Origin of the sequence: Paenibacillus apiarius (genome assembly GCF_017052585.1) — a bacterium.
GTDB classification, from domain to species: domain Bacteria; phylum Bacillota; class Bacilli; order Paenibacillales; family Paenibacillaceae; genus Paenibacillus_B; species Paenibacillus_B apiarius.
Genome location: NZ_JAFFHZ010000001.1, coordinates 542,898 through 563,321, shown reverse-complemented (window position 1 = coordinate 563,321; position 20,424 = coordinate 542,898). Strand labels below are relative to the sequence as shown.

The following is a 20,424-nucleotide window of genomic DNA, read 5'->3' as shown; positions in this document are numbered from 1 at the left end:
ATGGAGGTCTGGATTATGACTGAGGTTCAACTGCGGCCGGATTTCAGAACGATGAGCGGAGAAGCGATAGATGTTTTGTGGCAAGGCGCCTATGTCGGTGTGTTGACGTTATTGTACCGTGAGCAAGAACGGCTGCAAGGGTCATTCATCATCGATGCGCAAGCCTGTCAGGACGAGGCGCTTGTTATTGTGGAGCAGAACATCGAGCGGTATGTCCGCCATGTGGCCGAAGCATTGGGAGCGGATGACTTCGAAGTCGTGTTCGTGCTTGGACAAGTGCGGCGGATCGTATCGGGTGGCGATGAAGAAGGAGAATTCGAAGACGAAGCAGTGATGTATGGAATGGAGAATGGACAACAATATGAGATGGAGCCGTCCGTTATGGTCGGATCCTCCTCGGCTTGCGTCGCGCGACCGGATGAGCTTGCTGCCGACCGTGCGGAGATCGTCGCACAGCCAAAGCGCTTGATCGGTGAAGCGGACGCCCGCATTCATGTCGTGCTGGCCCGTGATGACGGCAATGCGCTTCTGTATGACCTGTACAGCGACGCCAGCGGATCGCTGCCGATCGGTGCGGCGACCATCAGCACCGATGGGGAGCAGCTGTCCGGCTATATCGATTTTCGCGTGCCGGGAACTTGCGCGGAACGCGAAGTGATCGCCAAAGCGCTTGTCAAGCAGTTGGCCAAGGAGCAAAGCTTTGATGTGCTCCATCTGACAATGATGTTCCGCAATGAGATTATTGACGAGTTGCTTGTGTATTGCGAGTCGTGTTAAATGACGAACCGTTAGCCTTGCAGAAACAAAGCTGCTTCGTATGGAGCATCGTGTCTGCAAGGATAGCGGTTTTTTAATATGAGGAGTGTTGGGGTCCTCTATAAGGAGCGAAGCCCTTTTGGGTAATGGTTTTTCAACATGCCATCGGAAGCTTTGCCCCAACCGATCGGCAAGCCGTCGACGGTCACGAGCATCCAGCCCTTTGCCCGAACCGGCTCGGAATCTGACGTTAATGCTATCGCTTCCCCTCTGAGGAAAGCTGCGATCCGCGCATCATCTGCCGCCGCTTGCAGCGTAAGCGCAGCTTGTTCGCCCGTGATGCACGACAGAGCCAGCGCGTGGGCCGGTTCAATCCGGTTTTTGCGCACATGGGCGAGATGGAGGCCCGCACGCGGCACGCGCAGCCTGTCTAATGCAGCTCCGCCATTAAGAAAGGCCATTGCGGCAGCATTGCCTTGCGGCAGCCAGTACAGTTCTTCGCCGAACAGCAACGGCGTTCCGGAAGGAAGGGCAAGGCCGGGAAGATGTTCGTCAGCCCATGCTTCGAATTGTCTGAACGAGTCATGGACATCAGCCGTTCGGACGGTTCCGCGTTCAGAACGACCCGGGGCGCGCCGGCCTTTTGACTTGGCAGAGGGACGGACTGAATGCGAGGCGGCGTAATGTTCCGGCACGCCCCCTTCGCCTGCGGGTGTCCTCTGGAATACGGCGACAAAGTGACCCTCGCCCTCTGCAAGGTGCGGCCAGATCCGTTCTGTTCCCGCAAGCCTGAATTCGGGAAAAGCGGCAAGCCATTTGTCAACGATATCTTCGTTCTCCCTGCGATTGAACGTACAGGTGGAATAGGCTATCGTGCCTCCCGGCTTAAGCATGGTGACCGCTGCTTGAATAATGTCCCATTGCCGGGCTGCGCACGCTTCCACGTGGTCAGGCGACCACTCCTCTATGGCACCGGGATCTTTGCGGAACATCCCTTCTCCGGAGCATGGGGCATCGAGCATAATCCGATCGAAGGCCATCGGGAATTTGGCGGCCAGCGTGTGCGGATCCGCTTGTGTGACGATAGCGTTGGCCACGCCCATGCGCTCGATATTTTCGGATAGAATCTTCGCGCGCTGGGGATGAATCTCGTTGGCGATAAGCACGCCTTCCCCCCGCATGCGGCCGGCGATTTGCGTCGATTTCCCTCCCGGGGCGGCAGCCAGGTCCAGAATGAATTCGCCGGGCTGCGGATCAAGCAGCGCCACTGCAGACATGGCGGACGGTTCTTGGATATAATACAAGCCGGCGGCATGATAAGGGTGCTTGCCAGGACGCGAATGCTCATTATAGTAGAAGCCCTCTTCGCACCAAGGGACGGAACGAAGTTGGAATTGCCGTATGGTGAGATTACGCGCAGCGGCATGGCGCTCCCATTTGACAGGATTGACCCTTAAACCGTATGCTCTCTGCGAGTCATAGCTGTGCAAAAAAGCATCGGCTTCTTGACGGAGCAGCTGCTTCATTTGGTCAATATAGTGCTGAGGCAGTTGGGGTAATGGTAATGGCGACATCGTACAACTCCTTTATGTGATTAAATGTGCTAGAACATCGAAAATAAAAAGGCCTTATTATTTTACCGGACAAAAAGATACCCATGCAACGGAAACTAACATGTAAAAGATATGAAAAAGTGAAGAGCACTTGCCGTAAAGAACACAATCGTGCGTGTTCAATGGACTTTTTAAACATCCTCTATATAGGTGACAATATTGTAAGTCGAAAAACCGAAACATTGTTTCAGTCCGTTACGTATGGAGTAAGTGGCACAAAATAAGCTTTGCGGTTTACGGTACGGATGCCAACAAACGGAATGGACAAACAGATATAATAGGAAGAAGGTTTATTTTGAAAGGAGTGGAATGCTTGATGAACGACGTCGTGGTAGAGCTAAAAAATGTCACGAAAAAAATAAAGGGCAAGACGATTATCGATGATCTATCGTTCAGCGTTCGCCGCGGAGAAGTATATGGTTTCCTCGGTCCGAACGGTGCCGGCAAAACAACCACGATAAGGATGATCGTGGGACTGATGTCCATGACGCAAGGCGAAATCGTAGTCGAAGGTCATAACATCCGGTCCAATCGGGCGAAGGCAATGGCCCATGTTGGCGCCATCGTCGAAAATCCGGAGCTGTATAAATTCATGACCGGGCGGAAAAATCTGACCCATTTCGCCCGCATGAGCGGCAAGCCGATCCGGGAAGAACGGCTGCAAGAAATCGTAAAGCTCGTTGACTTGGAAAATGCGCTGGATAAAAAGGTGAAAAACTATTCGCTGGGGATGCGGCAGCGTCTGGGAGTAGCCCAAGCGCTGCTGCATAACCCATCTATACTCATCTTGGACGAGCCGACGAATGGGCTTGATCCTGCAGGAATTCGCGAGCTCCGCGATTATTTGCGCCAGCTTGCGAAAAAAGAGAATATTTCGATTCTCGTATCCAGCCACTTGTTATCCGAGATCGAGCTTATGTGTGATCGCGTGCTCATTATCCAGAACGGCAAATTCGTCGGCGAGCGGGCGCTGGATCCGAATGCGGACGATGCTGCGCCTGTGCCGAAGGCCATTCATTTCGAAGTGAGCGCGCCGGACAAAGCGCTTGCTGCGCTTGCCTCGACTTCATGGCCCGCTTCGCGAGGAGAAGGAGGGGCGCTCTCCGTCGAGCTGCTGAGAGACGACATTCCGAAGGTGGTTGAACACCTCGTGCAGCACGGAGTCGCTATCTATGAGGTGCGTACGGTCGCTCCGACGTTGGAGGACACGTTCTTATCCATGACGAAAGGAGGCCGTATCGAATGAGATATTTCATATCCCTTGTGCAAAATGAATGGATGAAAGCGAACAGCAAACGGCAAGTGCCATACTATTACGCGTTTCTCGCCGTCATTTCCTTACTGTTGGCCGTCGCGATGCGATTTTTTATTTTCAAAGATCAGCCCTATTCGTTCATATCCTTTACAAGCGACGTCCATTTCATATCAAATACGCTTACGAGCATCTTTATTATGGTTATATCCGCGCAAATCATAACCGATGAGTACAAAGACGGCACCATCAAGCAGCTCCTCATCCGTCCGGCAAGCCGGACAATGGTGCTGATGTCGAAGCTCGTCAACATCATGCTTATTATGTTAGTGGTTTATCTGTTCACCTTGTTTATTGGATTGGCGCTTGGGGCCATCTTCTTTAATGTCATCCCGGCCGATGTCAAGCTGGTACAGATTGCTGCCGATATGGCACTCGGTCTTCCGAACGTGCTGTTCTATGCGCTGGTTGCCTTTACGACTGCGGTCTTGACGCACAGTCTGGGGTTGTCGATTACGATACCGATTGTGTTGAAGTCGGTTGTCGGTTCGGCCATCTATTTTCTGGCGAACAAGAGCTGGTACAAGTTCCTTATCTTCCCGAACATGGACTGGAAGCCGTATTTTACGGGCGACGCCGATATGCTGCCATTCAAGGGCGCTACGTTAGGTTACAGCATCGCTGTCTATGCGGTATATATGATTGTGCTGCTCGGGATCTCGATCTTTGTATTCAAAAAAAGAGACGTGCAATAGCAGGCATGAGAAAGAAAAAAATGGTGAGGCAGAGGTTTTTCTGCTTCGCCATTTTTCATTTTTCCGAGGGGAGCAGAGAGGGGCAGGGTTCTGCTCATTTATGCACTCTTCCGCTGGTTCAGATGCGGTGGTGAATGTTATAGAAAAAAGGACTGCCCCTCAGGTGATGAAACCTTATGGGACAATCCCATTGCGGCATCCTCAACGCTTGGCCCGTGATTGGGGAGCGTAAGAGGCGCTGTATACGGATTGGAATGCGGTAACCCGATTTTTGCCGTTCGTCTTGGAATAGTACATGGCTTGATCGGCCTCGCGTATCAGATCCTCGGCCGTCATATGCTTGCGGAGATTGCTGGTGCCGATGCTGATCGTGACGCTGGTCTCGCTCTCGACTCGCTGGCGTATCTTCTCGGCAATTTGATCGGCGCGCGCGTTCCGATGCAGAATGAGCCCGATCAATTCTTCGCCGCCGAACCGTCCGGCAATGCCGAAGTCGTCGATTTCTTCGCGCATGATAAGGGAGGTCTGCTTCAATATTTCATCGGCCTGGTCGTGGCCGAACGTATCGTTGACCTTCTTGAAATTATCGATGTCGCAGAAAATGAACGAAATTTTGTATTCATTTCGAATGTATTGCCGCATAACTTTCAATACATGCCTGCGATTGAATAACCCGGTCAGAGCATCGGTGATGGATGTCCGGTAGGTTGAGTGCAGCAGCTCCACCACACGCTCGAACAGAATAAAGAACAGAAGCGTGTAATAGATGAGCGGCATTAGGCGTTCCAGGACAAGGATGAAGGCGTTCGAGCTATCAAACCACGCGGCATTGACCGTTTCAAGCAAAAGCATGACAAAATGCGCCGCCAAGCTGCAAATGTATTTGATTCGTTGGCCGATGCGCGGGGCAATCACCGTATAGCAATAGATGGTAATGATCATATGATAAACGATGAGCGGCCACGCATGATAGAATGGCGAAACCGAATGGGATGTCAGCATATGCGACAACACGGCTATCGCGGGAATGCAGAGCAGCAGAAAGGCGAATTGCAGCCGCGAGCTGCGGGTGGAGCGTTTGTACATCCGCAGAATGGACATATTTACAAGCACAAACGAAAACGCTTGCAAGGCAGTTCTCCCTACGAATATTTCATGGGAATCCTGCTGCAGCCAAGATACGTTCACTAAATCAAGCGATCGTTCCGCAGCCATGATCACAAACGAACTCATCAATAAAATATACGCATTGGAACGCTGGCGCGAATAGAGCCGAATTGCCATTAGAAACATGATGAAAATGATATAGAGCATGCAGGCAGACGTCATTTCGACAATCTGACTCACTTCTGAAAAGGGTATTGCTGCCTGAATCATATCGGTTACTCCGTAGTCTAGGTTCTTTACTGAAACATATGTTCTAATATATCATAAACGATAGGTGGCGAAAAGCGCGAACATAAAGGAGGCGCAAGAGATGAACATATTACAGGCCTTATTTTTCCCGCCTGAACAACCGGGAGGCGTGTCTTCCATGGTTCCATATATATTGGATCGCTTTCAAAAGCCGAATTGGGAAATGGAATTGTTCTCGCTGCCGAAGCGAATCCGGGGAAAAGGGCAAGAGGACGTCCGGTTCCAGACGTTCGATTGGACACAATACGAAGCAAGTCCAATCGTGCAAAAATATATGCAAACGTACAAAGATTATGTGTGGTGGTGCAAGCTCCGGTTAACGAAATCATATGATCTGATACATGCCCACCACCCGATAGCGGGACTGGTCATGAAGCAGCTGTATCCGGATACGCCGGTCATCATCACGCTGCATTCCAGCTATGAGCGGGAATTGATTCTGAACGGAAAGATTGACGAAGGAAGCTTGGAGCACCGCTTCTTGACCTCGCTGTATCGCGAGCTGGAACAAAGCGTCGATCAGATGATGACCGTATCGAAGTCGTTCCGTGACTATGTCTCGCCCTATGTCAGCCATCCCGAGCTCATTGGCGTACTGCCGAATGGGTTCGACGAGAAGCGGTTCAAGCCGATTGCGCACGATAATGCCGTTCCGCAGCTTATCGTCGTGTGCCGCCTCGTACCGGCCAAAGGGCTGGATGTGCTGCTGCAGGCGTGCGCCGAATTGAAGCGGAGAGGCCATGCTTATGTGCTGCATATTATCGGCGACGGGCCGATCCGGGAAGATTTGGAACACTTGGCGCAGGAACTGTGCATTTACGAGGAGACAATCTTCTATGGATATATGCTGCATCCGGAGGAATTCATGCCGTTCTCCGATATTTTTGTGCTGCCTTCGCGTGCGGAGGCGTTCGGTTCCGTGTTCGCGGAAGCGGCGCTGTGCTGGTTGGCGCTTGTGGGCACGAACGTGGGCGGCATTGCCGAGCAGATCGATGACGGCGTGAACGGGCTGCTTGTGCCGCCGGATGATCCGCTGGCGCTGAGCAATGCGTTGGAGCGGGTCATGACGGATGGCTCGTTCCGCTATGAGCTGGCGCGGGCCGCATGGGCAAAAGCGAAGCAAACCTATTCGCTCTCGCGTATCGTCAATGAGCTGAAATGCATGTATGTAAGGTATAGGCCGGAACAGCGAGATTAATCCGTGCGCAGCCAGCGTTAATGATGTGCTGGCTCTGCTTATCGCCAATTGGGACAAGCATGGGCACGAGAAGGGATAATAGCGACTGGAGGTGGAGCGTTGAATTCCTTTCGGTTTATTCATGCGGCAGATCTGCATGTGGACAGCCCGTTCCGTGGACTGACGCAGCTGCCGGAGGCGCTGAAGGAGCTGGTGCTGCAATCGACCTTTGCCGCTTGGGAGCGGCTGGTGGATTTGGCGATACAAGCAGATGCCGATTTCGTGGTCATCAGCGGCGATTTATACGATGGCAAAGAGCGATCCTTAAAGGCGCAATGGCGTCTGCAGCGCGGAATGGAAAGGCTGAGCGCGGGCGGAATTCCGGTGTATCTCATTCACGGCAACCACGATCCGCTGCATGATGCCGTGCGCTGGAACTGGCCTGAAGGCGTCGTCGTGTTCGGAGCGGACAAGCCGCGTACGGTCATAGCCTGCCGCAGAGACGGAGAGCCGGCGGCGGTCATTGCCGGCATGTCCTATCGAGATGCGGCGGTATATGACAATTTGGCAGCCATGTATCCGAATGCGCCCGAACAGGCGGCAGAGGCGGAGCAATCCGCCGGCATGCAGGGGCTCATCCCTCGTTCCGCGGACGGCTCGCCAGACCGCAGGCTGTATCGTATCGGGCTTCTGCATGCGACCGTTGACGGACGGGCAGGACATGATCCGTATGCCCCTTGCTCCAAACGGGAGCTGATTGAAAAAGGATACGATTATTGGGCGCTCGGCCACATTCATATGCGCGAAGTGCTGCACGAATATCCGTTTATCGTCTATCCGGGCAATACGCAAGGAAGGCATGTGAAGGAGACGGGGCCAAAAGGCGCATATGTAGTCGATGTGGACGCTCACGGGCATGCATCCTTGCAGTTCCGGGCGCTCGATAGCGTGCGTTGGCGCAATGAGCAGCTTGAGGTGGCCGATCTGCCGGACTTGCAGTCTGTCATGGAACGGCTTGACATGAAGATGAATGAATGGCGCCGGGAGGCAGAAGAGCGGCTAACGCTGGTGCGCCTTACGCTTACGGGCAGAACGGCGCTATATTCCGATCTTCAGCGGACGCTGCTCGTACAGCAGTGGATGGAATCGTGGAACCAGCAGGAACTGGAACGGCTGGAGCGCTTCGGCGAGACGGATATCGTATGGCCTGTCGGCATCCGATCGGAATGCAGCCCGGACATGGATGTGGACGCATGGCGCGGATCGGACAGCTTCCCGGGCGACCTTGTCCGTCTGGCGGACGAGAGCCTGCGCGATGCGGCGAAGCGGGAGGAATGGATCGAGGAAGCGCTGGGCGCCTTCCGGCAGCAGCCGCGCTTGCAGCAATGGCTTGCCGCCCAGCCGGACGGCATTCGGAACGAGTGGCTGCGCGAAGCGATGCTGCTGTCATTGGAATGGCTGCAAAGCGAGGTGAAGGATGCATGAAGCTGATCAAGCTGCATCTTATCGGTTACGGCGAAATGAAAGATCTCGCCGTTCCGCTCGCGGATGCATCGGCTTCGCGTGCGGTAACGCTTATCGCCGGGCCGAATGAAGCGGGGAAGAGCACGATTGCCGCCTTCATTCGCGGCATGCTGTATGGCTTTCCGAAGCGCAAGAGCGGAAGCGCCCGGTATGAACCCGCCCATGGAGGCGCATATGGCGGCCGGATGGTCGTCTTGGATGCCGAAGGCTCCGAATGGACGATTGAACGTCTGGAACGAAACGGCGTGATGCAGACGGCCATACATAAGCGTGACGGGAATGGGCGCGCTCAGCTGATGAATCAGCAGCAGCTGGAGGCGGAGCTTGCCGGCGGACTTAACGGCGATTTGTTCTGCCGCCTGTTCGCCATCACGCTGGATGAGCTGCATGAGCTGCAGACGCTGCAAGGCGAGGACGTCGGGGCCTTTTTGTATGATACGGGGCTGAACGGCGGCCGCGGCGTCGCAGATGCGGAGCGTTGGTTGCAGCAGGAGCTTGAACGGCTGTACAAGCCCCGCGGACGGACGCAGGAAATCGTCCATACGCTGCAGGCGATCGAGCAGGCGGAGCGATCGCGCCGCGCCGGGATGAAGCATGCCGCCCGGGTGGAGGAGCTCGTGCAGCAGCTGGAGGCAGCGGGAGAAGAGCTGGAGACCGGCGTCCGTGAGCGCGGCCGGCTTCGCGAGCGGCTGGCCTTGACCGAGCGCGCCGCGAGCGTCAGCGGAACTTGGCTGCGCTATGTGGCCGCCAAGCAGGAGCTGGAGGGCCTGCCGGATGTATCGGCGTGGCCGCCAGACGGCGGCGCGCGTTGGCAGGCGGCCGAGCTGCGGCTTGCGGATGCTGAGCTGGCGCGGAAGCGGACGGAGGAGAAGCTGCGCCTGATGGAGCAGCGGCTCGCGGCGAAGCGCCCGCATAAGGCGCTGCTGCAGCTTGCGCCGGAGGCGAGGCGGCTTGCGCAGTTGGCGGATACGGTGCAGCATTGGCGCGAATCCGTCAGCGAAGCCGAGGCCGAAGCGAGCCTGGCGGAAGCCGAGCTGTGGCGCCTTGCGCGGCAGAGCGACCCGGCCTGGACGCCGGAGCTGCTGCTTGCCTGCGGCGCGTCGTCCGCTCTCGTCGAGCGCGCGCAGGCCGAGCTTGCGGCAGCGGATGCGATGCGCATCGCGAAGGCGCAAGCCGAAGACGCCGCGGAGCGCGCGGCCCGTGAAGCCGCAGCGGCAGATGCGGAGCGGCAGGAAGCGCGCGCGGCATTGGAGCGCTGCGAACGGGCGGGGGTCAATGGGACGGGCTTCGCCCCTCCGGAGGCGCGCGTGGAAGACATCAAGCGCCGGGAGCAGGCGCTGCAGGACGCGCTGCAAGTGTGGCAGTCGTCTGCGGCAGCACGCGGAATGGTTGCCGCAGCCGCAGACTCTGCCGCTGCCCCCTCATCGTCTCGGCGGCATTCACGCACACGGCCGGCCCGAACCGGAGGAAAGTCGGGAGCGGCCTATCTGTTCGGTGTGCTGGCCTTGGCAGCGGCCATCGGATTGGGCGCTGTGGCGGGCCAGTGGCTTGCCGCGGGGGCGGTGGCTGTCATCGGCATCGCCGGCGTGGCAGCGATGGCGTACGTAACGTCAGGCCGATACCGTGAAGACGGGCGGAAGAATGAAGATGCAGCCATGGCTGATTATTACGTTGCCGACGGCGCGGAGCAGCAAGCGGCCGTACAGATTGAGGCGCTTGCCGAGCTGCTGCAGGCGCTTATGCCGGCGTCTGAGCTTTATGGAAGAAGCAACGACATCGCAGGGCGCTCCCGCGAAGGCAGAGAGGGCCCTTACGGCGGACAGCCCCCGCGTGGTCAATCGGGCTTGGAAGCGAAGCTGCCAGCCCTGCGCGCCGCGATCGCGGGGCTGGATGATTGGGCGCGCGAGCGTTCGCGGCTGCTGGAACGTACCCGTCTGACGGCAGAAGCATTTGCCGTCGCCGAACGCCGGGCGCGGACGGCAGCCATGGAAGCGGAAGCGTCGGCGGCGAAGGAGGCCGGACGCATCGCCGGATGGGAAGCGTGGCTGCGCGCGTCGGGGCTTCCGGCGGGGATGAGTCCAGCCGGCGTTCTGGAGCATTTCCGGCGTGCGGAGCAGGCGGCTGAAGTGAAACGGCAAGCGGATAGGCTGTATGCGCGACATGAACGCCTGTGTGGACAGATTGAGTCGTTCGAGCGGGATTGCCGCCGTTTGTTCGAGCAAGCGCAACAGATTGCCGCCGCCCGTTCCGGCCATAACGGCGAGACAGGCACGGAAGGGGAATCGCGGCCGAAGACAACGGTTCCCAATCCGGAGGCAGCTGCCGCCGCGGAGCATGCGTCATGCGATAATGAAAGCGACTCAGCCGCAGAAGCGGGTTATGATCAGCATGATCGCACCGCTCCAAGTGGCTCTGCCGATATCGCTGCGGACAATCCGATGTTTACGGGCTCTGTGCTGGGCGGTCTCTATCGTCTCGTGGAACGAATCGAGCGGGAAGAGAATGCGCTGCGCGAATATGAGCATCTGGACCGGCAGCGGGCAGCGTTGCTGGAGGAACGGGATGAGCAGGCGGTTGAGCTTGATCATGCCGTTCAAGCAAAGCAGAAGCTGCTTAAGGAAGCGCATGTGCAAGACGACGGGCAGTTCAAGCAAAAAGCGGCGGATTTCGAACGAAAGACGGGGCTGGCGCAGCTGATCCGGGAAATGGACGCCATTCTATACCGCGGCGGCGAACGCAGTTCTTTTGCGGCCATGAACGATCTGCTGAAGCAATATGATGCGCGCGAGCTGGAGCAGCACTGTACGGAACAGCAAGCGCAGGTAGACGACTTGGATCGCCGCATTCGCGAGGGGGAAGAACGCCGGGGGCGGTTAAGGCAAGAATATGAGCGTCTGAAGACGGAGGTCGAGGGAGCCGCTTATCGCCAGGAGGCGGCCGTGCATGAGGCGAAGCTGGATGAGCAAGCATCCCGCTATGCCGTGCTGTCTCTCGCCAAAACATTGATTCAGCGAACGCGCCGTCTGTACGAGGAAGAGAAGCAGCCGCTCGTATTGAAGCGGGCCGGCTTCTATATGGAGCGGCTGACGGCAGGACGTTATGCGCGTGTGGTTGCGCCTTTAGGAACGAAGCGCATCGCTTTAGAACGCAAGGACGGGGAGCTTGTCTGGAGCTCGGAGCTTAGCCGCGGTACGGCGGAGCAGTTATATTTGGCGATGCGCTTTGCCTTGGCTGAAGCTTTGTCCCACAAGGTTGCCGTTCCTTTGATTTTGGATGATATTCTGGTCAATTTCGATCGTGAACGGCTTGGAGCGGCTGTGCAGGCGCTTGTCGAGTTATCCGCTACCCATCAAGTTGTCATGACGACTTGCCATCCGCATATCGTAGATATATTCCGTGGCGCGATTCCCGATCTCCGGTTAGTCGAGCTGGATCGAAAGCGCTTATGACATTGGGGAAATGCAAGCGTAATGCCGAGACGAATCGGCATTACGCTTTTTTTCTGCCCATCTGGGAAGGCTTGGGCTGCAGCGGTGTTATCGCAATGGATGTGCCGATTGAATCAGGCTTGTTATTCGCGTGCGGGCGAGGCGGGTTTGCCGTGCGCATGAGCAAGTACAACCAGACTAAGCTGAACATGCCGAATAACGGATACAAGAACGACATCAACGAGCGGAAGCCGAATTGGCTGACGATGTAGCAGAAGAGCATAATACAGAAGATGATCACATTTTTATTTGTTCCGGTACGTTGGTGAAGCTGCAGTGTTACGCCGTATACGTCGGATACGAGAGTCGTAAAAATTTCCGAGAAAATGAGCAACACATAGATAAGCTGTGCCGTTATGCCAAGACCGGATGCAATCTGACCCATCGGGATGTCGAATTGGGTAATTCCCGGCATCTGGGCGGAGAGCGCGAAGTGACCTGTCAGCAGCATCAGGCCAATGAAGATCCCCCCAATGATCCCGCCCATCCGAATGACGTTTTTGCTCGGCATGGTTGCGCCCAAAGGAACGAGCACGGCTTGGGCCATAGCCAGATTGAAGGCGCCGTATAAGAACGGAGCAGTCCAAGCGGCATAGAAAGGTTTATCCGTCGAAATCGTGAGCAGTTGGCCAACGTTGGGCATCTGCAGCGTATGGATCATGATGAGCGTCGTAAAGACGAGCATCGTAGGCACGACGAGGGAGTTCAACTTGATGATGGCATTCATCCCCCGGCTGATAATCAAGAAAGAAGCGGAGAGCGTCAGCAACAGTCCGGTCTGGTAATTCATATTTAAATGCTCGACAAAGACAGAGCCGGCGCCCGCAAGCATGACACTGTTCACGCAAATGATGACGACCATCGTAAACAGGCTGATGGATGCGCCCACCCGTTCACCGAACAAAACCTTATTCACGTCTTCATATGACTTCGCTTGAATATGATGGGACAAGACCATTAGCTTGGTGCCCAACCAGACGAACAGCATGGTGGCCAGTCCAATCGTGAGCGGCGCCCACCAACCGTATGCGGTGAAAAATTGCAATATTTCTTGGCCTGTGGCAAATCCCGCGCCGACAACGGTCCCCGTGTACGTAAACGCTACTTGTAATACCCGCAGCATATTTTTCAATGAAATGCCGCCTCCTAACTTGCATGGCTTGTACGCATTAATACAAGGTATGACGGAGAAAGGCCGGACATGACTATCATTGTTATGGTACTATAGGAAGAGCTATCAAGTGAAAGGGAGGCTCGCGATGAGCGGAATTATGTGGGCGCTATCCCATTACGGCTACATTGCATTGTTTTTCTTATTGGCGCTGGGCATCGTCGGCATTCCTATACCTGATGAAACGTTAATGGTGTTTGTAGGGAGTCTTACGGCAGACGGGCCGTTTCGATTTATGCCCGCCTTCATCGTCTGCCTGGCAGGGAGCTTGAGCGGCATGTTCATCAGCTATTTGGTCGGACGCAAGGTTGGCAAGCCGCTATTGGACCGTTACGGCAAGATATTCAAGTTAACTCCGGCACGGGTGGAACGCACGGAACGCTGGTTTCAAAAATACGGTCCATGGGGTATCGTCTTCGGTTATTTTGTTCCGGGGCTGCGCCATCTGACATGTTATATGGCAGGAATGTCCCGGCTGAATTGGTCGACTTACTTTATTGCGGCCGGTACGGGCGCATTGATTTGGGTAGCGACGTTTCTCACCTTGGGGCATATGGTCGGAAATCACTGGCAGTCGGCAGTGCGCTGGCTGCATGCCAAAGGCACTCCTTTCTTATTTGGGTTTATCGCGTTCGCTCTTATTACGGGAAGTGCTGTTTATTTGATGATGCGCCGTCGCGCGCGGGAAAAAGGAACGCCTTGATTCTCGATTGAATCAAGGCGTTCTGCTTGCTTGTATAAGGTTATGCGTGGTTGTTCGGGAACAGCTTCACGGATTGTATCTTGTTCGTCTTCGGATCCAGATCCAATCGAAGCAGGTCGTTCTTAATTTCATAGCTCCATACATAGTTGGTGTCATGGTCCGGTGTGCCGAGCGTGCGTTTGGCCTGCGCTTCGTCGTCTCCGATTTTCAATCCCTTGATGCCGGTGGAGAGGCCATCTCCCGATACTTCAATGAATACGACTTGGCCGCTCTGATGGCAGCCGAAGGAGAATCCGTCATATTCGAACACGTCAATCGGCTCGGTTTCATCCATCACGAAGTGATTATCCGGATCTCCCCATAAAGTGCGGATATCCTTGTCCGTCGATTTCAGAGAGATGCCCTTCAGCTTAGGCTGCTTGCGGTCAAATGTCTGCTCTGTAACCGAATCTTCATCCGCGGACGGATTTTCCTTGGGAGATGCAATCACGGTCTGTTCATTTTTCTTGTCTTTCTTTTTCGCGGCAGAACGCGAATCCGTTCCATTATGCTTGGCGTAGGAAGGTTCCGTACTGGTAGGCGGCATGCTTCCTTCTTGCGCCGAGCAGCCATACAATAAAAAGGTTATATTAAGTAACAGAATAGCGGCTGTTAAACTTGGTCGTAGCAAGGGGCGCTGCATAGTTTTACCTCCTTTTCCGCCTCGCGGCGGGCTTAGAACATATTACCCTTTCTTCAAGAGCTGAATCGAATAAGCAGGCAATTGTCATAAGGCTAATTAGGATTATTATACCTCAAATATAGGCCGTTTGCCGCTTCTATTATACTTAGACGTAGTTCAAAACCAATTGTTGCAGTTGAATGCAGGAATTGCCCGCTTTTCTCCATTCACCTGTTTGGCATATAATAAAGAATAAGAAGGTGAGAGGGGGCGACGAATGTGGTTGATGAACCAACAGTTCGATTTTTTCAGGAAAAATTGACAGAGGCCAAAAACCATTTTGAACGGGCGCTGGCATGTAAGCATACGGAGTTTGATGATTTGTACCCCTATATGATTGAGCACCCTCAATTTTTCTGGTACAAACGATATGTGGCTTGGTCCGAATTGCTAACCATTGTGAAGCTGTGCGAGCAGCTGCAGGTAACTTGGAAGGAGCAGTTCACCACTCAGCAGGTCGATTACATCCATAAGCGTGTCATGTCTGCCAAAGTGTTGGACTATTGGTTTGAAACGAATGATTCGAAGGAACATGTCGGATAAGTGGATGTCGCCGAAACGTGCGTAAAGGCCTGTCAGCGGTTGTGCTGCAGGTCTTTTTTACCAAATAGGAATGTTGGAGGGTTGCAAAGCATGATGGAAGAACAGGTGTTGGACCGTTACCGCCAGGAAGGCACGCTGGTGCGGATCGTTCGAGATATGCTGAAAATGAATGATGTCATCGGCTGGGTCGTCGCCTGGGATGAGGAACAGGTCATGATTCGCAAACGAAACCGGCGGGTCGTCAAGCTGAGCCGCACATATTCCATTCAGCCATCGAGCCAGCCGCGGCTGGAGCTCGAACAGTTGGATTCGGAGCAAGAAGGCTAAAGGGATGAAGTATGCTTGGACTGGTTATCCTAGGAAACGTAAAGATCGGTCGCTGCGCCTGAGAATGGATTCGTCTTCTCGGGAGACGGCGGAGGAGGAACGAACATGTCCGAGATGGATAACAAGGTACAAGCTTACAAAAATGAAATTTCTGAACTGGAATCCACCCTGCCTGGCGTCGTACAAGCTTATCATGCCTTTACTGGCGCTTGCTTCTCCGATGGGGCCCTGGATGCGAAAACGAAGCAACTCATTGCTCTCGGCATCGGATTGTTCGCCAATAACGAGGTGTGCACGTTATATCACGTGAACGAGGCCAGGCACAAAGGAGCGGCTGATGCGGAAATTATGGAGGCTGTAGCCGTCGCAGCCGCCCTCGGTGGCGGACATGCGCTCTCTCAAGGCGTGACGCGGGTGCAGCGGGCGCTTAAAGGCGCCTATCTATCCTAGGTGCGTTCCGGCATCAACTGCCCGAACGCGGAAAAATTCGTGAAAGTCCCCGGGAAGCCATATGGGCGCTCGAGGACTTTTATGTTTTTTCTATTTTTCGCCGCCTAGAACCGTGGCTTCCAATTTGCGGCCGGTCGGTGTGGCGGCCAGCCCCCCTTCAGCGGTTTCACGCAAGGAGCTTGGCATGGAGAGGCCGACTTCGTACATCGCCTTTATGACTTCATCGCTCGGGATCCTGCTATTGATACCGGCCAAAGCCATGTCCGCAGCTACGACCGCCGTGGAGGTGCCGATTCCGTTGCGTTTCACGCAAGGTACTTCCACTAGGCCGGCGACAGGGTCACACACCAAACCGAGCATGTTTTTGAGCGCGATCGACATCGCTTCTGCCGATTGCTGCGGCGTCCCCCCCGCCATTTCCACAATTGCCGCGGCGGCCATTCCAGTCGCAGAACCGACCTCCGCTTGACAGCCGCCTGCTGCGCCCGAGATGAAGGCGTTGTTGGCAATAACGTATCCGAATGCTCCCGCCGTGAACAGAAATTCTACCATTTGCTGTCGCGTAGGCTTCAGCTTTTCCTTTACGGCGAACAACGCTCCCGGAACAACGCCTGCCGAGCCCGCAGTAGGATTGGCGCAAATGATTCCCATTGCTGCGTTCACTTCATTGGTCGCGATGGCCTTGCTTACCGCGTCGAGAATAAGGGGACCAGCTAAGGAATTGCCGGCGGCAATGTATTGCTGAAGCAAGACGGCGTCCCCTCCGGTCAGCCCGGAATGGGAGACGACCCCCTTCAGTCCTTTTTCAATGGCCTGTTCCATAACGGTCAGGTTGGCATCCATTAATTGCATAATCTCGTCTTCCGTTTTTTGGCGGAGCGCCATTTCTCTTTCGATCATTAAACGGGATATTTTGATTTGACTTTGTTCGGTAAGCTGGAGCAGTTCGGCTACACTATGGAACATGGTCTGCCTCCTTCGGTGTTTGTGCGCTGGTAATTTTTTACTTGCCATATTTCCGTAATATGGGGGAGGGCATGCATATGGTGAATAACCGCATCATCGACCGATTGGTCGACCTCAATCGCCATCAAGGCGCTCTGTCCTTTTCCCGAACGGGACACTTCCATATATCCGATGTTGATATGATAGTCGGCGAGCAGCGTCGTCACATGCGCTACGGCGCCATGCTTATCCTCATGGAGAACGAGCATGGCCGGATTGCTGCCGGACGGATTGGCGTCCAGTTGAATCACTTCACGGATTTCCATGCTGCCACCGCCAATTGAGATTCCCACGACCTCCAACGCGCTTTGCTTGTCCCGTAAAGTAATGCGCGCGGTATTGGGGTGATCCACGACGTCATCCGATTGCACGAATACTACGTGGAGCCCCTTCTCTTGAGCAATGCTGAGGGCGTCCGGGATTCGCTCGTCCGCCGTATCAAAGTCAAGAATGCCGCTGACAATCGCCAAATCGGTTCCATGCCCCTTGTATGTTTTCGCAAAAGAGCCATACAGGGTGACCGTAACGGATTCGGGCAACCGTCCGAACAGCTTGCGCGCTACGCGGCCGATGCGGTTGGCTCCGGCCGTATGCGAGCTGGACGGGCCGATCATGACGGGGCCGATGATGTCAAAAACAGATTTAAACTGCATGGGTGCGATTCTCCTCTATATAAATTTCATGAATGATCGGGGCTTGCAAAAGGCTGACTTCGGTTTGCAATGGTTCACGCCGCTTCGCTGCCGGTAGTGGATGCCGTTCCGCGAATTTCGGCGACGGTGCGAATTTTGAAGTTTTTAAAAACCAGCGATCCGATGAAGCCCGCAATGATGCCGCACAGCGCGCAGAGGACGGCTGCGATCGTCACGGTCTTCGCATCGTTGAATCCATACATGACCATTAGCCCAGCGATTGGCGTCGCGGTGCCGGTGGCGTTGTTGGTCAGATTGAACAGGGCGACCACGATACCGGCCATGGCCCCGCCCAAGAAATTGGTCGCATAAACCGGTATCGGATTGGCGGAGATGACGTCCGCTTGCGTTAACGGCTCAATCGCAACCGCAATCGTGGAGCTGCGGTCACCGAACTTCATGCGGTGGAAGAACACGAAGTTCATGAATGATGATCCCATGACGGACAAGGCGCCGATCGCCATCGGCAAACCGGTCAATCCTAGCATCGCGGTAAGCGCCATGGAGCTGAGCGGCGCCGTTGCCACTACGGTAATGACGCCGCCAAGCACGATTCCCATCACGATCGGATTGTTGTTGGCGGCCGTCGTGATGATGCCGCCGATATTAAGCAGCGTGGCGTCCACAATCGGTGTCGCCATATTGGCCGCAAAGCGGACAAGCGGAGCAGCCACGACAATGCAGACGATTAAATCGAGTCCGTCCGGTACCTTCTTCTCAATCAGCTTGACAATAAACGATACGAGGTAACCGGCGATGAAGCCGGGCAGTAAGCCTGTACCTGCACAGGCTACGCCGAGCAACAACGCGTAGACGGGAGAGACGCCCATAGCGAGTGACACCAGCGCGGCAGCGGCCACGCCGCCCATACTGCCGGAAGCGAGTCCGACTTCCTTCGCGAGCTCGAAACCGAATAAGTCGCCGCCGACATAGCTTTGAAACGCTTCCACCAAAAAGCTGGCAACCGCCGCATTGGCCAAAGCGCCCATCGCTTTCATGCCGTTCGGCGCTTTGAAGCTGAAGAGGGAGAACAGGGACAATACCATTAAGAGCAATAATGTGCCGACTAAGATGTCCATACTTGAAGATCCTCCTTGTACGCATGTAAAATAGAAACCGCTTTCAATTTTTAAAATTTAAAATTTACTGCTTTGAGTAACGGGATCAATTAAGTTTGAGTTAATCTTCGAACACTTAATTAAATCAAAAATAATTGAGTACATTAACTGGAATTGATTATATCAAGTTTTTTTCTGACATACAATACTGTTCTGGATAGAGTTCAAAATTTTGCCTTCCATTCTGTGAAACGGAAAATTTATGGCGAATCAGGGCGGTTTGCCGGGACAAGGGGCGGATTTAGGATTGATTAAGCCTATTGTTCGCGTTATGATGTTGCTAATAGTTTATATAATTAACTTAAGTTGTAGCAATCAACTTTTTTTAATTCACAAAAATACAATCAGTTTGTATAACGTTATATTCTTGAATTGCAAGAAGATCTTCTGGTCGCAATGCTCAATATACGGATTGTCAAGGAGGGACTTTATCTGATGAATACGAAATTTACTGAACAAGACCGTTCTATATTGCAGTCGTATGATTCGGTCGTGGAGGGCTTGGCCGAATATTTGGGAGGTGCCTCGGAGATCGTACTGCACAGTCTGGAAGATTACCAGCATTCCGTCGTCAAGATAGCAAACGGATATCATACAGGAAGGGAATTGGGGGCGCCAATCACCAATCTGGCTCTGCAAATGCTGCAAGAGATCGAACAGTCCAACTCAAAGCAGGCGATCAGTTATTTTACGAGGAGCAAAAACAATCGTTTGATGAAATCGAGCACGATAGCGATTCGGGGCGAAGCCGGCAAGATTATCGGATTGCTGTGCATCAACATGAACCTGGATGAATCGTTTGCGGGTTTTTTGCAGGCCTTTTTGCCACAGTTGGATATTGAATCGCGGGGGCAGCAGGAGCATTTTGCCTCATCCGTCGAGGACATGATCCATGAAACCATTGAACGGACGATTGAAGCGGTTGACGCTTCCCCGGACATTTCTTATGCGAACCGGAACAAGCACATTATCGGTCTCTTGCATGAGCGGGGCGTGTTCAATCTGAGAGATGCGGTGGCGATCGTGGCGAACGCGCTGAAGATTACGAAACATACGGTGTATTTGCATTTGCGTAACAATGCGTCCAAAAACGAAAAGAAAGAAAACAAATAAAGTGTCTTTGGCGGGTTCGCGTGGTGGCAGAACTCGCTTTTTTTCCCTTCGAGTTACACAAATTAAAAAAATGCGGTGAAAAACGGTTGACGTATCTTCGTGTACATGGTATTATATTTTTTGTCGCTAAGAAAAAAGATTACAAAATGAAAGTTACTAAATATGCGGTCATGGCGGAATTGGCAGACGCGCTAGATTCAGGTTCTAGTGGGGTAACACCCGTGGAGGTTCGAGTCCTCTTGACCGCACCATAACTCATACATCCTGAAACCCTTGTAGAAGAAGGGTTTTTTTGTATATGGAGCAGAAACGGGAACGGGGGCCGCATTTGCGATTGCAGCCACGGCATTTACAAATGACGCTGGCGTGGCTGCAACTGCATTTCCTGCTTCGCTTTCCTATTACAACCTTTATATTAATGGCGTGCCCCAATTGAGCAGTACTTCAACAGCAACCATAACAGCGCTCTCAATCCCGGGGGGCGATGTGCTGGACCCTGATGTCCCTGTTATGGTGGAATTTGTTGTAACGTAAACATATTGCGAACATCTATTGATGTGGCATTGGCATTTTTGAAAAGCCCTGGATTGCTCCGAGGGC

Annotated in this window: 19 protein-coding genes and 1 tRNA gene; 13 read left to right on the top strand and 7 right to left on the bottom strand. The window is 54.0% G+C overall.

Annotation, left to right across the window (positions count from 1 at the left end; all coding sequences use genetic code 11):
- Window positions 1-15: 15 nt before the first annotated feature.
- A complete protein-coding gene (locus JSQ80_RS02650; RefSeq protein ID WP_206094248.1) occupies window positions 16-777 on the top strand; it encodes a hypothetical protein in 762 nt (253 codons plus the stop codon).
- Between the two features lie 98 nt (window positions 778-875).
- Here the strand turns inward: JSQ80_RS02650 and JSQ80_RS02645 are convergent, their stop codons facing one another.
- Window positions 876-2,330: an RsmB/NOP family class I SAM-dependent RNA methyltransferase gene (locus JSQ80_RS02645; RefSeq protein ID WP_206094247.1), complete on the bottom strand. Its 1,455-nt coding sequence runs from the start codon at window positions 2,328-2,330 to the stop codon at window positions 876-878.
- A 355-nt stretch (window positions 2,331-2,685) separates the two neighbouring features.
- On the opposite strand from JSQ80_RS02645, the gene JSQ80_RS02640 reads away from it, so the two are divergent.
- Window positions 2,686-3,615, top strand: a complete 930-nt coding sequence (locus JSQ80_RS02640; protein WP_206094246.1) for an ABC transporter ATP-binding protein — start codon at window positions 2,686-2,688, stop codon at window positions 3,613-3,615.
- Window positions 3,612-4,376 carry an ABC transporter permease gene (locus JSQ80_RS02635; protein ID WP_206094245.1) on the top strand — a complete coding sequence of 255 codons (765 nt, stop codon included), beginning with the start codon at window positions 3,612-3,614 and terminating at the stop codon, window positions 4,374-4,376. Before JSQ80_RS02640 ends, JSQ80_RS02635 begins: the two co-directional genes overlap by 4 nt.
- A 201-nt stretch (window positions 4,377-4,577) precedes the next feature.
- Here the strand turns inward: JSQ80_RS02635 and JSQ80_RS02630 are convergent, their stop codons facing one another.
- Window positions 4,578-5,753, bottom strand: a complete 1,176-nt coding sequence (locus tag JSQ80_RS02630; protein ID WP_206094244.1) for a GGDEF domain-containing protein — start codon at window positions 5,751-5,753, stop codon at window positions 4,578-4,580.
- 100 nt (window positions 5,754-5,853) lie between these two features.
- On the opposite strand from JSQ80_RS02630, the gene JSQ80_RS02625 reads away from it, so the two are divergent.
- The 3 genes from JSQ80_RS02625 to JSQ80_RS28890 all read left to right on the top strand — a co-directional run bounded on the left by JSQ80_RS02625 (window position 5,854) and on the right by JSQ80_RS28890 (window position 11,942).
- On the top strand, window positions 5,854-6,990 hold the full coding sequence (locus tag JSQ80_RS02625) for a glycosyltransferase family 4 protein (RefSeq protein WP_206094243.1): 1,137 nt from the start codon (window positions 5,854-5,856) through the stop codon (window positions 6,988-6,990).
- Between the two features lie 99 nt (window positions 6,991-7,089).
- On the top strand, window positions 7,090-8,454 hold the full coding sequence (locus JSQ80_RS02620; protein WP_206094242.1) for a metallophosphoesterase family protein: 1,365 nt from the start codon (window positions 7,090-7,092) through the stop codon (window positions 8,452-8,454).
- Complete coding sequence (locus tag JSQ80_RS28890) at window positions 8,355-11,942, top strand: AAA family ATPase (RefSeq protein WP_336245836.1); 3,588 nt, start codon at window positions 8,355-8,357, stop codon at window positions 11,940-11,942. The genes JSQ80_RS02620 and JSQ80_RS28890 overlap by 100 nt, the downstream gene beginning before the upstream one ends.
- 40 nt (window positions 11,943-11,982) lie before the next feature.
- On the opposite strand, the gene JSQ80_RS02615 is transcribed toward JSQ80_RS28890, so the two are convergent.
- A complete protein-coding gene (locus tag JSQ80_RS02615; protein ID WP_087434938.1) occupies window positions 11,983-13,113 on the bottom strand; it encodes a YkvI family membrane protein in 1,131 nt (376 codons plus the stop codon).
- A 127-nt stretch (window positions 13,114-13,240) separates the two neighbouring features.
- Here JSQ80_RS02615 and JSQ80_RS02610 point away from each other — a divergent pair, with 127 nt between their 5' ends.
- On the top strand, window positions 13,241-13,855 hold the full coding sequence (locus JSQ80_RS02610; RefSeq protein ID WP_087434939.1) for a DedA family protein: 615 nt from the start codon (window positions 13,241-13,243) through the stop codon (window positions 13,853-13,855).
- A 40-nt stretch (window positions 13,856-13,895) separates the two neighbouring features.
- Here JSQ80_RS02610 and JSQ80_RS02605 read toward each other — a convergent pair whose 3' ends face one another.
- On the bottom strand, window positions 13,896-14,441 hold the full coding sequence (locus tag JSQ80_RS02605; RefSeq protein ID WP_240463494.1) for a DNA uptake lipoprotein: 546 nt from the start codon (window positions 14,439-14,441) through the stop codon (window positions 13,896-13,898).
- A 354-nt stretch (window positions 14,442-14,795) separates the two neighbouring features.
- Here JSQ80_RS02605 and JSQ80_RS02600 point away from each other — a divergent pair, with 354 nt between their 5' ends.
- The 3 genes from JSQ80_RS02600 to JSQ80_RS02590 all read left to right on the top strand — a co-directional run bounded on the left by JSQ80_RS02600 (window position 14,796) and on the right by JSQ80_RS02590 (window position 15,896).
- A complete protein-coding gene (locus JSQ80_RS02600) occupies window positions 14,796-15,119 on the top strand; it encodes a hypothetical protein (protein ID WP_087434941.1) in 324 nt (107 codons plus the stop codon).
- A gap of 90 nt (window positions 15,120-15,209) precedes the next feature.
- Window positions 15,210-15,446: a hypothetical protein gene (locus tag JSQ80_RS02595; protein ID WP_206094240.1), complete on the top strand. Its 237-nt coding sequence runs from the start codon at window positions 15,210-15,212 to the stop codon at window positions 15,444-15,446.
- 105 nt (window positions 15,447-15,551) lie between these two features.
- Window positions 15,552-15,896 (top strand): carboxymuconolactone decarboxylase family protein, encoded by a 345-nt coding sequence (locus JSQ80_RS02590; RefSeq protein ID WP_087434943.1) that lies wholly within the window; start codon window positions 15,552-15,554, stop codon window positions 15,894-15,896.
- 90 nt (window positions 15,897-15,986) lie between these two features.
- Here the strand turns inward: JSQ80_RS02590 and sdaAA are convergent, their stop codons facing one another.
- From sdaAA to JSQ80_RS02575, 3 genes are all read right to left on the bottom strand, one after another.
- A complete protein-coding gene (sdaAA, locus tag JSQ80_RS02585; RefSeq protein WP_206094238.1) occupies window positions 15,987-16,862 on the bottom strand; it encodes an L-serine ammonia-lyase, iron-sulfur-dependent, subunit alpha in 876 nt (291 codons plus the stop codon).
- Entirely contained in the window at window positions 16,847-17,554 is a 708-nt protein-coding gene (gene sdaAB / locus JSQ80_RS02580; RefSeq protein ID WP_087434945.1) for an L-serine ammonia-lyase, iron-sulfur-dependent subunit beta, read from the bottom strand. Before sdaAB ends, sdaAA begins: the two co-directional genes overlap by 16 nt.
- A gap of 74 nt (window positions 17,555-17,628) precedes the next feature.
- A complete protein-coding gene (locus JSQ80_RS02575; protein ID WP_087434946.1) occupies window positions 17,629-18,672 on the bottom strand; it encodes a PTS sugar transporter subunit IIC in 1,044 nt (347 codons plus the stop codon).
- Between the two features lie 474 nt (window positions 18,673-19,146).
- Between JSQ80_RS02575 and JSQ80_RS02570 the strand changes: the two genes are divergently transcribed.
- The 3 genes from JSQ80_RS02570 to JSQ80_RS02560 all read left to right on the top strand — a co-directional run bounded on the left by JSQ80_RS02570 (window position 19,147) and on the right by JSQ80_RS02560 (window position 20,358).
- Window positions 19,147-19,824: a helix-turn-helix transcriptional regulator gene (locus tag JSQ80_RS02570; RefSeq protein ID WP_087434947.1), complete on the top strand. Its 678-nt coding sequence runs from the start codon at window positions 19,147-19,149 to the stop codon at window positions 19,822-19,824.
- A gap of 164 nt (window positions 19,825-19,988) precedes the next feature.
- Window positions 19,989-20,075 (top strand) — tRNA-Leu (locus tag JSQ80_RS02565).
- A gap of 82 nt (window positions 20,076-20,157) precedes the next feature.
- On the top strand, window positions 20,158-20,358 hold the full coding sequence (locus JSQ80_RS02560) for a DUF4183 domain-containing protein (protein WP_206097452.1): 201 nt from the start codon (window positions 20,158-20,160) through the stop codon (window positions 20,356-20,358).
- Window positions 20,359-20,424 lie beyond the last annotated feature (66 nt).